The sequence below is a fragment of the Clostridium tepidiprofundi DSM 19306 genome (assembly GCF_001594005.1).
Taxonomy (GTDB): domain Bacteria; phylum Bacillota; class Clostridia; order Clostridiales; family Clostridiaceae; genus Clostridium_AC; species Clostridium_AC tepidiprofundi.
On sequence record NZ_LTBA01000047.1, the window covers coordinates 1 to 15,493 of the forward strand.

At 28.1% G+C, this 15,493-nt stretch carries 13 protein-coding genes; all 13 read right to left on the minus strand.

Annotation, left to right across the window (positions count from 1 at the left end; translation table 11 throughout):
• Window positions 1-634: 634 nt before the first annotated feature.
• Window positions 635-1,069, minus strand: a complete 435-nt coding sequence (locus tag CLTEP_RS11770; RefSeq protein WP_066826930.1) for an SMI1/KNR4 family protein — start codon at window positions 1,067-1,069, stop codon at window positions 635-637.
• A gap of 26 nt (window positions 1,070-1,095) precedes the next feature.
• Window positions 1,096-1,650, minus strand: coding sequence for an HNH endonuclease (locus CLTEP_RS11775; RefSeq protein WP_066826932.1), 555 nt, complete (start codon window positions 1,648-1,650; stop codon window positions 1,096-1,098).
• A complete protein-coding gene (locus CLTEP_RS11780; protein ID WP_066826934.1) occupies window positions 1,622-4,873 on the minus strand; it encodes an ATP-binding protein in 3,252 nt (1,083 codons plus the stop codon). The genes CLTEP_RS11775 and CLTEP_RS11780 overlap by 29 nt, the downstream gene beginning before the upstream one ends.
• An 18-nt stretch (window positions 4,874-4,891) precedes the next feature.
• Window positions 4,892-5,038, minus strand: coding sequence for a hypothetical protein (locus CLTEP_RS14905; RefSeq protein WP_161938374.1), 147 nt, complete (start codon window positions 5,036-5,038; stop codon window positions 4,892-4,894).
• Window positions 5,039-5,070: 32 nt separating this feature from the next.
• Entirely contained in the window at window positions 5,071-5,514 is a 444-nt protein-coding gene (locus CLTEP_RS11785) for a hypothetical protein (protein ID WP_066826936.1), read from the minus strand.
• A 19-nt stretch (window positions 5,515-5,533) separates the two neighbouring features.
• A complete protein-coding gene (locus CLTEP_RS11790) occupies window positions 5,534-7,789 on the minus strand; it encodes a dynamin family protein (RefSeq protein ID WP_066826938.1) in 2,256 nt (751 codons plus the stop codon).
• Between the two features lie 16 nt (window positions 7,790-7,805).
• The gene (locus CLTEP_RS11795) at window positions 7,806-9,284 is read right to left on the minus strand and encodes a dynamin family protein (protein WP_066826940.1); all 1,479 of its coding nucleotides are present in this window, start codon (window positions 9,282-9,284) and stop codon (window positions 7,806-7,808) included.
• Between the two features lie 175 nt (window positions 9,285-9,459).
• Window positions 9,460-9,612: a hypothetical protein gene (locus CLTEP_RS14910; protein ID WP_161938375.1), complete on the minus strand. Its 153-nt coding sequence runs from the start codon at window positions 9,610-9,612 to the stop codon at window positions 9,460-9,462.
• Between the two features lie 12 nt (window positions 9,613-9,624).
• Window positions 9,625-11,124 carry a glycine zipper domain-containing protein gene (locus CLTEP_RS11800; protein ID WP_066826942.1) on the minus strand — a complete coding sequence of 500 codons (1,500 nt, stop codon included), beginning with the start codon at window positions 11,122-11,124 and terminating at the stop codon, window positions 9,625-9,627.
• A 12-nt stretch (window positions 11,125-11,136) separates the two neighbouring features.
• Window positions 11,137-12,639 carry an AAA family ATPase gene (locus CLTEP_RS11805; protein ID WP_066826943.1) on the minus strand — a complete coding sequence of 501 codons (1,503 nt, stop codon included), beginning with the start codon at window positions 12,637-12,639 and terminating at the stop codon, window positions 11,137-11,139.
• 2 nt (window positions 12,640-12,641) lie between these two features.
• The gene (locus CLTEP_RS11810; protein ID WP_066826949.1) at window positions 12,642-13,550 is read right to left on the minus strand and encodes a hypothetical protein; all 909 of its coding nucleotides are present in this window, start codon (window positions 13,548-13,550) and stop codon (window positions 12,642-12,644) included.
• A 14-nt stretch (window positions 13,551-13,564) separates the two neighbouring features.
• Complete coding sequence (locus CLTEP_RS11815; RefSeq protein WP_084364929.1) at window positions 13,565-14,488, minus strand: helix-turn-helix transcriptional regulator; 924 nt, start codon at window positions 14,486-14,488, stop codon at window positions 13,565-13,567.
• Window positions 14,489-14,829: 341 nt separating this feature from the next.
• Window positions 14,830-15,493 (minus strand): NUDIX hydrolase (locus tag CLTEP_RS14915; protein ID WP_084364931.1); only part of this gene is annotated, 664 nt, incomplete at its 5' end.

Below are 15,493 nucleotides of genomic sequence, written 5' to 3' on the forward strand. Positions count from 1 at the left end.
AATGGATTTATGAATGTGCTAAAAATAATATTCCTATTGAAACTGTTTTTAAAACCATGAAAGTAGCATAAGGCGTAGTGTAAATATCTACTGTAAAAATTTGTATCTAAATTTTCTCATTTATAGTACGAACTATAGTATTTTGCATTTCACACACCTCCGATTAAAATAAATCATATCACAAAATACACGATTTGTAAATTTAATTTCTCGAATCGACATATAATGTATCGATTTTAAATTATATGTCATTGATTATTGTAACCATCTCCTACTGTTATATTCATCCAGAATATATATTCCCTAATAAACCTAATCTTCAATTCAAGCATGCTATCATTACAAATCTATCTCATTTAAGATATCCCTTAAATTTTTCAATGCTTTCGACAATCATTGTTGTTTTTAGACAGTAAAAAACTGGCCAAGACATAATCTTCCCTGACCAGTACAGATATGATAACTTAATCCACTAAGGCATTTTCAAAAAAATAACTAGTCAGTATGCTAGTCTATTTTGCAAACTACTTCATCGTTGGAACCCGTTGATAGAATCCACTATCAGCGGAACCCAACTCTTTGTATTTCACAAAATATACGTTGCATCTTTGACTTGTTATTTTCTTTCAAATGCCTAATATAATTTATCTAAAAGCTGATCAAATGTTTGACAAATAAATTTAACAGCCTCTTCTTTGTTTTGGTTTGCTTTTTCATGGTCCCAAAACACAATGGATACATTTTCCCCTTCATATCTAAAGCATATATAATTTCCAAATGGATCTTTAGCAAATGGATACGTGTTATCTGGCAATCTATCTTTAATCCATTCATAAACATCTATAACATTTTCTTTATCTTTTTTCATTACACTGAGTAATGAAGCAAAAACAATTTCATTATGATTATTAAAATCAAAAATTTTTGGTCTTGGTCTTCCGCCGTTATTTTCTTTAATACACTCTATATAATCTAATGGTAATTTAATATTAAACTTAGTTTCTACATTCTTTATTTCTTCGGTACTTGGAGTATCTTTTACAAATTTCCACTTAATTTTATTATTCATAACTAACACCTTCTTTTAAATTATTTCTACCTATTTTCACTTCCTCCACCCCATATAAACTTTCCACCTGTATGTCCTGTTTTTGCATGAACTTCAGTATCTACTAATTGCATAACACCTGGTTCTTCATTATGATGCCACGTATATCCGTCTGGTGTTTCCTTCTCAATTATTTGTTGTATTTGTTCTTCTGTAAATTTATTTCTTAAATCAGTATTATTTTGTATAACTTCTTTTAGTTCTTCATTACATGCTTCGAATTGTTTTCTATCTGATTCTTGATATAGAGATTCGTCCAGTTTCATTTCAAAAGGTGTATCAAATTCAGGGAAAACACCTGTTACTTCCCTTTCATTAGCTAGTTCTATTGTTTTTCTTTTAAACTCAACTCCTGTTTCTGAATGTTTCTGTCCTTCTAAATTCTCATTTCTGCAATTTAAGTATAAAGGTTTATCTGCTTCTTCAAAGTTAATAATTTGTTTAGATTTGATTAAATTTATAAACTTTGGTAAATCGAGTGAACTATTATATAATTTCTCATTCGCAATTTCTTTAGAAGCCATGGCTAAAGATTCTATCATTCAATTCACCTCTATCTATTTTAACATTTTCAACCCACTTAAAATAAAAATCTTTAAAACTTTCATCATCTGCTGCTTTTTGATGTATCAAACACTGCATAAGTGATTTTTCAAATTCTTCATTTTCATTTAAGTCTACATATTTCCTAAGGCCCAATAAAAATTTTTCATTCCAACTCGTAAAATCACTAGACTTACTAGCAAACCTTATTAATTTATCTTTATCTAAAAATTCAGTTGTTATTTTTGATAATAATTCAAAGTTTTCTTGTTTCCATAAATCCATAGTTTTTTCAAGTTTAAGTTTTTGTAAATCTTTCTCCAATACATACTTTGATTCTTTTCCTATTTGTACTCCCTTTAGCCAATCTCCAATTTTTTCCAAATCAATAGTTTCTAAGTCTATTTTATTTTCTTCTGTTACTCTAGCGTTTAAGAGTATTTTTAATAGGTAACCCATCATTCTTTTATTATATTTAATTTCCGACTTAAAATCTCTATTATATACAAAAGGTATTCTAATTTTAAATTCATCAATTTTGCATAAAATAGGCTGTATCCAATTATTTTGATAAACTACCGCCACTCCTGTCTTTAGTTTTGGTATTTCATTAATTTGATCTTCATTTAAACTTGCAGATTTTCCAACTGTTTGTCTATCTAATTCTTCTGGAAGTCTTAAAATAATCTTTGTATTAGTATTTCTTATCACCGATTGATCTAATAAGTTAGGAGCTTGATCTGCTATAATAAATCCTTCCCCGTATGTCCTCATCTCTGCAATTGAATTGGATATCATTTCAACAGATTTTCCCTGAAGATTAGTTCCTTCCTGATTTTGATCAAATGATGTTCTTCTGAGAAGGTTATGTGCTTCTTCTAAAACAGTAACATGTTTTAAATTTGAATTTCTACTTGAAGTATTTGAAAATCTATATTCTTGTAATTTTATAAATAAGATACCTGTAATTAACGATTTCGTTTCAACAGATCCTATTCTACTTAAATCTACAATTACATTTTCATCAAACAAAATTTTACTATCTATTTCATTTTCATTAAATATTCTCCCCAATAGCCCATTCGTAAGAGATTTTACTCTTGTTATAAGTGCTCCAGAATAGTTACTTTTTACTTCTTGTGAATAACTTGAGTTATTTATAACAACAGCAAGTGTTTCTAATAAGTCTTCAAAAGTTGGATATATATAAGTTTCATTTACGTTAATCGAATAATCTAAGTCCCATCCTTTTATTTCATAAGCCATTTCAATTGCCTCCTTTAAAACAGCAGGCATTGCTGCATACATAGGCCAACAAGCATTAAATATTTCTAATAATCTATCAATATGCTCTAAAACATGAATATCTTCTGGAAATTTAAAAGGATTAATTTTTAATAAATCACAGTATTTTGGATTAGTTCCAAATACATAAATATCTTTTCTTCCACCAAAAACTTCTTTATATTCACCTTTTGCTGGTTCAATAACTAAAAATTTAACATTTTTTTTATTTAATCCATTTAGCAATTTATAAATTGTATTAGACTTACCCGAACCCGTAGATCCTGTTACAAATGTATGCATTGCAAGACTATTCAAATCTATTTCAACATCCGTGTCTTCAATACTACTCATATGAAAAATTTTCCCAATTTTTATCTTTTCACTATCATAACCGTTATCATATGTTATTATATTTCTACCGAACTCAGCCATTTCTATCACTGGAACCCCACTAATAGATTTTTTAGGTAATCCAAATTGAATAGCTAATTCTTTTCCACTTATCAGCGAGCCTGGTGTAACATTAGGAACATTCATCCCAATATTTACATTCAAATCTATCAAAGGATGATTTAGTTTTTCTATATATTTTGAAACTTCTATCAAATTATTTTTATTATTGTTATCCCATGTATTTATAAATGATTTTTCAATTGCAGAATTTTCTCCACGCATAAGTGCCTTAAAAGTACTTGCAGCAACTTTAGACGTTTGTACATCATTTGCTATAAAGTAAGATGCACAATTCCACATCCTAAAATTTTCCGATTCTCTTATTCTCTTTAGTTGTTCATCAATCTTTTCTAACAATTCAATAACAGATTTATTTTCAAACTTTATTTGTAAGCTTTTAGAATTTCCTACAGTTGAAGTTGTAGATTTATTCTCTTGAATGGAATCTGATTTAGAATTTCCTTTTTGTTCTGAAGTTCCTTGTGTATCTGAGTTATTTTTAGTACTTGAATATGTATTACTTTCGCCTTTTGTTGAACTTCCAATTATACTTCCTAAACCAGAACCCATAGCTCCACCAACCATCACACCTACAGGCCCAAACATTATACCTCCTACAGTAGCTCCCCCTGCACCTAATGCTCCTGGCATACTTTTTGTAGTCGATTTATTATCAGTACGACTAGTAGATTTTGTATAACCTGACGTATGACTTTGTGTCTTTGTTAAGCTCTCACTTACTGTTATAGTTACTCCTTTTGTTAATCCTTCTGTTACTGCTTCACTATCAGTTGCACTAAAATTAAGTTCTGTATTTGCAAATGGTACTAGCCTTGAATATAAATTTTCATATCCAGACTTTATGTTCTCTATATCAATATTTTTTATTGGATCTGCTATAAATATTGCTGAAAACTTTTCTCCTTTCATAGCATCCACAAATTTTTCTATACCCTGTACAAATCTATCTTTATTATCATCTTTTAATGAAGGTATTCCTGATACACAAGATATTATCTTATTACTTTCTCTTATTTCTGATTTCATTAAATCTTTTATTAAATTTTCTATTTTTGAATTTTTTAAATTTTCTATTTCAGTTCCTGGAAAATTGCCTTTTAAACTTTTTTCTATTGCTTCTTTCGCTGAATTCACTCCTCTAGTGTTTAATCTTGTTCCTATATACATATCTGTGTTATTTCTATCACTATTAATAATAACAATTAATGAAGCATTCACATTTCCTAAAGCATTATAAACATTAGAAAGTTTATCTATACCATTCTCATTTTTATCATATACTATTTTATTTATTTTAAACAATCTTATATTGTCTCTAATAGTTAAATTGTTAATTTCATTTGGTACTGGAACTACTTTGCAATGCGATAAATCCATTAAATAATTCTTATTTACAAAGTTTTGAGCTAACTCAAAACTTTGCGTTAATTCTTCTTCTTTTCTTACATCTAATTCATTCAATTAATTTTCTCCTTTCTATTACGGAGTTTTAGTACTCAGCTTTAACGTAGCATTATAGATTTTTTTATTTTCTATCTTTGTTTGAGTTTTTATTTTCTTTTCAGTAAACTTTCTGTCAAATTGCTCAAAAGAAATATTTCTCATTATTTCCTCTTCGTTTGACATAATATACCACGAGCTATCATCTTTATCTAATCTTATTTCCTTATTATAAAATGTATTGCTATGCCTACTGCTACTATTCCCAGTGCGGCACTCACTAGATACTTTCCCAAAGCATCACCATCTTTTCTATTTGTTTCTCTTCTTATTTCTGCTTTTCTACTTTGATTTCTAGGATAAAGTGCTTGTCCTACCTCTAGTATGTGATTAAATCTTTCTTTTGAAAAATTATTCATTAAGTCACTTTGAAGTAATCCCATATACTCTATATTCCAATTTTCTTTTGGTTCTTCTTTTCTATTGTCATGCACTTCCCAAACTTCGCCATAATTTTTCTTTACGTATTCAAGTGCTTTTTGTATTTCTCCATCATGATTTCCTGGATCTTTTGTTATATATGTGCTAAGTGCAACTTTTATTTTTCTGACGTCTTTTTCCTTCACTGCATTTTCTAAGAACATTTCTGGTTCAAAGTTCATAATAATATCCCCCTTTAATTTAAATTTCCAAAATATTATCCAATTTTTCAACAAAATTATCTAGCCAATACTTATTTTCTTTTTCATTTTTTATTCTCAATTCCAGACTTTTGCTGTCTTTGGACATTTCTTTTAACTCTTTTGCTTTATTTAATACCATGTTATCCAATTCTTGTATTTCATTTTTAAAGTATGATTTTAAACGTTTCTCTTCATCATTCAAATAAGAAATGCAACTTTCTATATTTTTATATAAGTTTTCCTTAAATGGATAAGATAGTTCTCTAGTTAATTCATTCACATTTACATATTCTCTAGTTTCATAAACATCTTCATACCATCCTTTTTTTTGAAACCAAGTCCATGGCTTATACCATTTTTTATTATCATTTACCACATATCTTTCTCCCACTTTTTCTTTTTCTGTGTATTTATTATTCTCTATTAATTCATTAGCATCTGGAAGATTTTTCGTGAATAATTCTATATTATTCCATTTAAAGCTATTATTCTTTTTTATTCCCACTAAATCCTTTATATAATTTCTATATTCATTCAACAAATTTTCAGCACTTTCTTTTAAAGAAACATTTATCATATTTTCCAAATCAGTAAATATATCACTTTCTAAATAAGATAGCTCTTTTGTAGCTTCTTTTATTATAGTTCTTGCTTGTGTTTTGCTTACTTTTTCAGCTCTAAACTTACTTGATACTTTTAGAAGTTTTTGTTCTATTTTACCTCTTATTTTTCTAACTCCTTCATATTTATCAAATTTTAAAGTATCGATTTTCTTCTTGAATTGCTTTGATTTCTCTCCTTTTTTAATCACTTTTTCTAATTCTTTCATTTGATTATAAAGCTCTTCTCTAGCATTTTCATCTTTTTCTATTTCTTGTTGAATATTTTGAATCATTTGTCTTTCTTCAACAATCTTTTTAAATGAATTTACCGCAGCTGTTATTTTTGATGCAACAGCATATTTTTCTAAATACTCATTTATAGCTGTCTCTATATAAGGTATTCCTGAATGGTATAATGCTTCATTGTTGATATCATTCTCAATCCTAAATAAGCTAATTGTTTCATTTATTCTGTTTTTAACAGTATTACTAAGAGGTGTATATTGAAGCAAGTGCATACTCGGTTCATCTGTAAATAAATCACAATTTCTTAAAGTACTTTTTTGACTTCTTGTTAGTTTATATCCATTTTTATTCATCCTTATTACTTTAGCCATTTCTGCAGAAGTAGGATATATATTAGGATTTTTTATGCCATGGTTTTCCAGATATACTCTTGCCTTTTCAATCATTTCAGGTATACTTTCTTTATCTGGGTCAAATTGATCAACTTTATTTATAACAAATATAAATCTATCTTTTGATTGTTTTCCTCCAACTTTCATTGCATCTGCTACTGCAGACAATAATGCACTATCATCATCAGTTCCAAGCTGAGTCCCATTTAATACATATAAAATCATAGGTTTGTATGTGTCATTTTTAATTACACTAAAAGTATGTTCTCTGTGTGTCCTATTTTGTGAATTATTAGGCCCTGGTGTATCTACTAATACTAAATTCATTTTTCTCGATGATATATTAGGTATATCTCCTTCTATCTCTATATAAGATATCATAGGATTTTCATTAAAATTATTCATATCTTCATATTCAATTTCTTTAAAAGGAACAACTTCGTTTCTTTGTTCGTCTAAACATCTTCCTTTAAATCCTAAATATCCATCTATATTCTTTATTCTAGATATTTTTGCAGTACATGCTTCATTTTTTGAAGGCATTAATTCTTTACCCAAAAAAGCATTAATTAAAGTAGATTTTCCTGAACTCATAGTAGCTATTACGCCTATTTCAAATTCCGAATTAATCACTTTATTGAAATTTTCTTTTATTTTTTTATCTTTAAACTCTTCAAAAGGTCCTTCTTGCATATAGTCAATTAAATTTGAAAGCTCTTGTATTTTATCTTTTGAGTTTTTTGCTGATATATGTTCTAATTCTATTTCTATATCAGTATAAGAATTACATATTTCTTTTACATCTTCATAATCTAAATTTGTCCCATGAAATATAATTTTAAAATTATCTTCATTTAATTCTTCTGATAATTCTGGAATAAGTTGATCTAACCATACTTGTAATCTTTCATGTTTAAAAGAAGCAAGTTTACTTCCTGAAGCAATATCCTGTCCATCAATTTTTATTATAGTCTCTACTTTATACGGATTGTACTTTATAAACACTTCTGTCATCAAAATTAATTCCTCCCTAATCTGATATTAAATATGATTCTAATTGTAATAATCCTGTATTTTTTAATATATTTGAAATTGTTTTAAGGCTTATTTTTTCTTTTCTTATTTCCACAAAATTTTCTTCTCTATTTTCTATAAGATTATTCATTGCATTAACTTTTACATTTGTATAGTTATTCATATTATATTGTTCATCTAAAAACATTTCATACAATTCTAAAAAATCTATACTTTCCTTTCTAGTTAAGCTATCTCCATTTAGAACTTTTCTGAATAACTTTGCTCCATAAGCAGAAATAGAAATCAATTTCGGTTCATTAATACCTGCTTTTTTTATATAATTCATAGCATTATCATATATTTCTTGTAAGCTTTCATTTGATTCAATATCAATTTCATCCATTTTATTCAATACAAATAATATATCTTGTTTAGAATTTTTCTTTAAATATTCAGCAACTGTATTTAATAAAATATAATCATCATCACAAGCTAAATTTGTAGCATTTAAAACATATATTATTAAATCAAATTTATTTTTATTGAGTGTTCCATAAGTTAATTTATAATGGTTTTTATCTATAGAATTATTTGTTCCTGGAGTATCTATAAATTTTAATTTTTTCTTATATTTACCTATATTAGATAAACCACCTTCTATTTCAATTTCTTTATACTCAGGACTAATATTCCAATCATTTAATATTTTATTATTTAAATAACTGTGCAATATTTCCTTATTTCCCTTAGCGAAACCTATACATCTATCTAAACTATAATTTTGGGTAACAGTAATTATTTTAGAAGTGCATATTTCATTCTGAGAAGGTAAAATATCTTGTCCTAATATTGCATTTATTAGAGTTGACTTTCCAGAACTCATAGTAGCTATAACTAATATATTTTTTTCTTCCTTTTTCTCAAATTCAAAGTCATCTTTGTACTTTTTAAGAAAATAATTTAGTAAAACAAATTTTGATTTAGATATTATTTCATTTGCTTCTTCAAAATTATTCTCAGATAATTTTTCAAAGAATTCCAATACATAATTTAAATCTTTTTTATTAATTTTCAAATCTCTTGCAACATCTTTAATATAACTTTTATTTATATATTCATATATATCTAATCTGCTTTCTAAATACATTAATTCACATATTAAAAGATATTTATAATTCTTTGTATATATCCTCCATTTAGTTAATTTGTAATGAGTTTTTCGAAGAACCTTAAACATTTTATTTAAAGCATCTTTATTTCTTTCGATATTAAACTTTTCTATTTTATTGTAATCTTCTTCTTTTATACCAAATACTTTTTTATATGAATCTAAGAGGTTTTTAATATAACAATTTAAAATATTATCTTGTTTTAATGTAGTATATAAAATTGTAAAATAATATAATTTGGTATGATAATCCTCTTTGATAATAGGATGATTTTTTAAGTTTATTCTATAAAGTTTATATTTTTTATATATGTTACTTTCCATTTTTTCAACTTCTTCCTAAAAACAATTTTAAATTAAAATATAAAATTTATTATTGTACGATTTAACTACTTTTGCAATTAAAAGTTTATGCTATGCAACCTAAATAGAGGAATCTTTGAATTTAAACTTTATTATCATTAATTTGCCTAAACACATAATTGAACTCTTTTTTTAATTATCTATCCTCAAATCTTTTTGCTTTTATTTCAACTACACCTATCATAGTAACTAAAATAAATTCAACTCCCAACAATTCATCTGACTTCTCATACATTTTGTCGGTAAACACATATCTTAAAGCAACATAGTTTGAGAATAAAATAAACAATTTCTATTACTATTACCAACTAAGCAAACTTTTAATTCCACTGCAAATACTACTTATACCCGATTTAATTGTATTTCCAATAGATTTAACTACATTCTTAGCAACTTCACGAACTTTTTGAACACCTTTTGCAACCGTTTCTCCAACCTTTGAACCCGCCATATATCCTACCGTTCCACCAATAAAACCTCCAACTGCTGTACCAACTGGCCCAAATACAGTTCCAATAGTCGCTCCAATAGCAGCTCCTTTAACACTTGTTGTTATACCCGCAACAGTTGAAACAGTAACCTGTTCCATTTTATCAAATCCTTCTTTCAATGTAAGTTCCCCTGTAGCAATTTTACCAACAACTTTTACATTTTCGATTCCTACGTGTGCAATGTTTGCAATTGTTCCTGCAGGTGTGCCTTTGGGAATAACAGAAATAAGTCCCTTCTCTGCCCCTACTTTTATAGCTCCAGCTGTAGCTGCTTTAATTCCAAAATCCGCACCAGATTCTAATGCAGTTTCTATAATTTCCTCTTTTTCAATTGTTTCTCCTTCCCAAACTTTTTGAGCAACATTAAATCCTACCCCTATTGCAGCTCCCATCAAAGCAACCTGTCCAGCTTGTTTTCCTATTCCCATTGCTAAGTCTTTTGCCTTATATTCGCTCCAATTCAAATCATTCCATTTTCCGCTCTGAGCTTCTTTTTGTAATTCTTTAGCCGATTGTTTTGAAAGTGGATTACTTGTTGTTCCATCTGGTGATTCAATAACACTAGTTGCATTTTTAATATAAGTTTCTTGTCCATCAGGAACCAACTTCCTCTGTCCTCTATAATCTCCCTTTTTGAAAGCATGTAAAGTACTATCAGCATTTTTGCAATATTTAGATTGATATCTTCTTACAACTTTTCCATTGCCATCAACAATAACAATATCTACTGAATTTTTAGCATATCCTTGACCTTCAGGTTTTAGTACTTTCGCTCTATACTGACTGTTGGTAGCCTCAGCATTTAAATTAAATGTTTGTGCATGATATTGCTCAGCTATAAATCCATCTAGTTGTGGATTTAAGTTTATTGTACCATTTTGAGTAACTATTGTTTCATATAATGCATTATTTACTGAGCATAGAGCATTATCTAAATTTTGAAGATATTTTGCTGCTTCCTGAGCACTCATATGTGACATAGCTTTTTTAGTTTCTGATGCAAACCAAGATTCCTTGCTACGTCCATTCTTAATTGCTTGTTCAAGTGAATGTTTCTTTTCTTCATTCAATTTTATTGTCGTAATAATTTCAGAGCTAATCTCCTTAATCTCCTCATCTGACTTCTTTGGAAGATTAACTTGTAATTCCATCGGTAGCCATTCTTCAATAGACATAATATCTTTATGTATTATATAGCTTTCCATAAATTTTTTTTGAATTGGCTTTAAACTTTCAACATCATTTACTGTTAATAATGGTCTAAATGAATCATCTATCAGTAAAACACCATTATTCTCTTGTTCCGACATAAATTTCCCTCCTTACTTAGTATCTGCTTTGCTCGCTGGCTTGATATCTATTTTACTGATTGTATCTTTTATTTGTGAAATCTTCTCTTTTAATGTACTAGATATTGATTTTGTATCTTTAATTGACTTTTGTAAATCAGCAGTAGTCACTGTCTGTTGTCCATTAATAAAGGCATTTTCAATAGTATCCTTTATTACAGCTTCTAAGTCTGCTCCATTAAATCCTTCTGTTTCCTTAATGAGAGCGATAGTATCAATATCTTTCGTCCACTTCCCACGTTTCTTCAAATGAATCTCGAGTATCTTACGTCTTTCTTCTCCATTAGGCAAATCTACAAAAAACAATTCATCAAAACGACCTTTGCGTAAAAACTCAGCTGGCATCTTTGAAATATCATTAGCCGTAGCTACTATGAATACAGTATTTTCTTTCTCTTGCATCCAAGTAAGAAAATGCCCAAATAAACGTGTAGTGACATCACTTCCACCACCATTTCCACCAACACCAGCAAATGCCTTTTCAATTTCATCAATCCACAGAACACAAGGACTAATAGCTTCTGAAAGTTTGAGTGCCTTTCTCATATTATCTTCAGATTCCCCAACATATTTGCCTAATAATCTACCAACATCAAGACGTACCAATGGAATTTTAAATAAACTAGCAGTTGCCTTTGCAGTAAGACTTTTTCCGCATCCAGGCATACCAATAATCATAATTCCCTTGGGAATATCAACTCCAAATTTAATTGCTTTATCTAAATTACTAAAAACTTTAGCCTTTTTCTTAAGCCATTCTTTGAGGTTTTCAAGTCCTCCTATATCATCAATAGTTTCATCAAAATTTACAATCTCTAACATACCAGTTTTTTTGATGAATTGTTCTTTTTCTTTTAAAATCAAGAGTTTGTCCTCAGCATCAATATATCCCCCATCTTGGTATGCAAGATTTAGTATTTGTTTAATTTGAAACTCATTCAATCCCTTAAATGAAAGAGCAATTTCGTTCTTTACATCTTGTTCAACTACAATGTTAAGATCTTCTTCAAATTCTTCAATAATTCTCATAATCTCAGCGTTATTAGGTAATGGAGTATCAAATACAGTTATGTAGTTTTCTATTTCAAATGGAATAATCGTTTTTGATGATACTATAAAAATTGTTGCATAGTAATCATCGCGATACAAATTGTACTCAGCTATTCTTTTAAGTAGTGCAATAACCTTAGGATTGTTAAGGCTCTCATGAATATCTTTTAAGACAATAAATATTTCATTTTCAAAACCATCATCCATTGAAAGTTTAAGAAAAGTTTCTAAATCACATTCAAAAGTAGGACTTTTTGTATAAAAATCAATAGCACCAAGTGCATTGTTAAACTCAATTATTTTTGACCCTTGAGCTACTTTATCTAATGTTTCATCTATAACTTTAAAATCAAAATGATTAATATATATTATGGGGTGCAACGCATCAATATAAGAAGCCAATATATCTTCAAATTTTTTACGCATAATTACACCTCCATATAAAGCAATTTATCATGTTCATTATTGCTTTTATAATCTATACCATCTAATATCAAAAATTGTTTATTTATATCATCGCTATTCAAATCACCGCCTAAGACACCTGAGCTGCGAATATAATTTCCACTCCTCATTGATAAAATCATATATTTTTTACCTTTAGGCTCAACATCTTTCCAATAGCCATCTGTTGCACCAGAAAATACCTTCAAATTATCTCCAAGTATTTCTTTTAATTGATTGTATTTTGAAATTAAGTTGCAAATTAATCCATACATATCTCTTTTATCTATATCTTTTGTAACTGTACCATCTTCATTTGTAGTAGAAAAAGGTAAATATTCTTCCCTCATATTATCATTCATTAGCATTACAAATACAGCCATAGGTGCATTATAAAATAGGTTATAAAATAAATTACGATAATTTAATTTATATAAATTACTATATTTTCTGTCAATTTCTTTAATTGCTGCTTTTATTTTTGCAATATCATTTTTATTTTCTAGAATGGTATCAATTAATTCTCTATAGCCTTGATGATAGTCATCTATAATTGTAGACACTTTAAAATCCATCTTTTTATACTCTTCTAATAAAACTTTTCTTTCCTGTTTGTACTGCAAAATATATGTATTTTCAGCTATTGTAGTAGGATCAGTTTCTACGTCAAAAATCTTAATTAATTCTTTTACAAGTTCCAAAGAATCTAAGTTTTGAAGTTTTTCTACTTTTTCAAGCTCCTCATTATATCCACGCACAGTAAGCCATCTATGAAGAAGTTTATTGTTAAAGTATTTTATAATATCTTCTATTGAAAAGTTATTTTTCATATCTTCTAATGTCCTTACTGGATTCCCATCACAAATCAAATTAAATTTTATTGTTTTAGCCATATGCTCAACCCCCATTATTTTAATGTAATCAAATCTCCTTGACTCCTTAACCACATATCAATTCCATTACCATAAACTTCTGCTTTAATTGTGTATACACCGTTGTGCTCTTCAACAATCTCTGCAGTTGGCAATCTATCTAGTACAGCCTCTATTGATGTCCCTCTAAATTCGAATGTAATTTTTCTAAGTTCACCTGAATACATAAACTGCACACGCTTGCGAAACTCTCCGTCATTAAACTTGTCCTTATATGGTATATTAAAATGTTGTTTGGTACCTCTTAGATTAGTAATTCTATCTATCCTAAATATAGTAGGAAAATCTTTACTTCCATCTCCCATATATGCTATCAGATAAAAATAGTACTCTGAAAACATAATGGCAACTGGTTTCACCTCCCTTTCTTTTACAACACCATCTTGACGAGTGTATGTAAATTGTGCTATTTCATTATTTGTAACCAACTGTGATATCTCCCATAGAATGGGTAATAAATGTTTTCCGTGCCGTAGTGGAACATAATAATGCTGTTCATTATTTATCATGTATTCAACCTTTTTACGATCATTAGGAACTACTTGGATTAGCAACTTACTTATAAGTCTATCTAATTCCTCTCTACAAAAAGCACGGCTTTCCAATAAAATCTTACACAAAGCCATTACTTCTTCATTGGTTAGCCACTCACGTTCAAAGCGAACAAGATAATACCCATTTCTAACTTTATCATATTTTATTTTTACCTCAGTTTCAAAAAAGTGTGTCTCTGCAAGATATGCCCTAATATCATCTATATCACGTTGTATAGTTTTTTGAGTAACTCCAAAAAATTCTGCAAGTTTACCCTTTTTTACTAACTCACCTTTATTAAGTCTCTCATATATACTTAAAAGTCTAAATCCTTTATTACCATTATAATCAAGGCTTAAATTCAAAACCTTCATCACCTCTTTATCTCAATAATACCATTATAATATTTAACATGGACACATAATGGGATTCTTTAATATTTTTTAGTTTTATTTTACTAATAAATGTACAATATATTTATTAGTAAAATTAATTTATCTGTTTAATAATATAATTAAAGATATTATTTTTCAATAATTTCGACAATTATTGTTGTTTTTAGACAATAAAAAATACTGACCAATGAAAAATTTACATTAACCAGTATTTTTTATATTTATTGAAAATATATTTAATATGTCTACACTTACATGATTTAATTTTTCAAAACTCGAAATAAAATAAGCAATTTTTATTATTACTGATATCATATCCCAGCAAGCTTATACAAGTTTCTATTCTTTATATACGTTACTAATGTTAATTTATTATTAATTACTTTAAAGTTCCCATTTTGGACATATCCCATTTTTTCACAGATATAGCAATTACGTTTTTCCGTTAATATTGTTTCAATTTCCCAACTTTCTGCTTGAGGATAAATAAGTTCAAGACGCTTCATCACTTCCTGTGCAATACCTCTATTTTGGTATTGTTCAAGTATATTTATAATATGGAGTCTCATTATACTAGGTTCTTTTTCATAAACAAATACACTTCCTGCTAAATTATTTTCATATAAAATCTTATAATAATCACCAAATTCAAACCTTCCTAAAAATCTCTCCATTGTTTGCATTACTGGACTTGTTTCATGATCATTATATTTTTTATATAAAGGCATAAAAACTTCCTTTTGCATGGATAATAATTCTTCAGCATCATCTACTGTTGCTTTGCTAAGCTTAATATTTGAATTTAACATTTCAAATAAAACATCAATATAATTATATTCTATAAATTTCCCTTCCTGAACCATTTCCTTTATTTCATTCTCACTAGCCCACTTTACATCAGCCACTTCCTCATATTGAAGTTTTAAATCATTAATATCAACATTTTGTCTAACAATCCAAATATCATCGAACCCA

What these genes read in the sequence shown, in the direction of transcription:
- CLTEP_RS11770 (WP_066826930.1), bottom strand. Translation starts at nt 1,069, where the DNA reads ATGAATAATAAAATTAAGTGGAAATTTGTAAAAGATACTCCAAGTACC.
- CLTEP_RS11775 (WP_066826932.1), bottom strand. Translation starts at nt 1,650, where the DNA reads ATGATAGAATCTTTAGCCATGGCTTCTAAAGAAATTGCGAATGAGAAA.
- CLTEP_RS14905 (WP_161938374.1), bottom strand. Translation starts at nt 5,038, where the DNA reads ATGTCAAACGAAGAGGAAATAATGAGAAATATTTCTTTTGAGCAATTT.
- CLTEP_RS11785 (WP_066826936.1), bottom strand. Translation starts at nt 5,514, where the DNA reads ATGAACTTTGAACCAGAAATGTTCTTAGAAAATGCAGTGAAGGAAAAA.
- CLTEP_RS11790 (WP_066826938.1), bottom strand. Translation starts at nt 7,789, where the DNA reads ATGACAGAAGTGTTTATAAAGTACAATCCGTATAAAGTAGAGACTATA.
- CLTEP_RS11795 (WP_066826940.1), bottom strand. Translation starts at nt 9,284, where the DNA reads ATGGAAAGTAACATATATAAAAAATATAAACTTTATAGAATAAACTTA.
- CLTEP_RS11800 (WP_066826942.1), bottom strand. Translation starts at nt 11,124, where the DNA reads ATGTCGGAACAAGAGAATAATGGTGTTTTACTGATAGATGATTCATTT.
- CLTEP_RS11805 (WP_066826943.1), bottom strand. Translation starts at nt 12,639, where the DNA reads ATGCGTAAAAAATTTGAAGATATATTGGCTTCTTATATTGATGCGTTG.
- CLTEP_RS11810 (WP_066826949.1), bottom strand. Translation starts at nt 13,550, where the DNA reads ATGGCTAAAACAATAAAATTTAATTTGATTTGTGATGGGAATCCAGTA.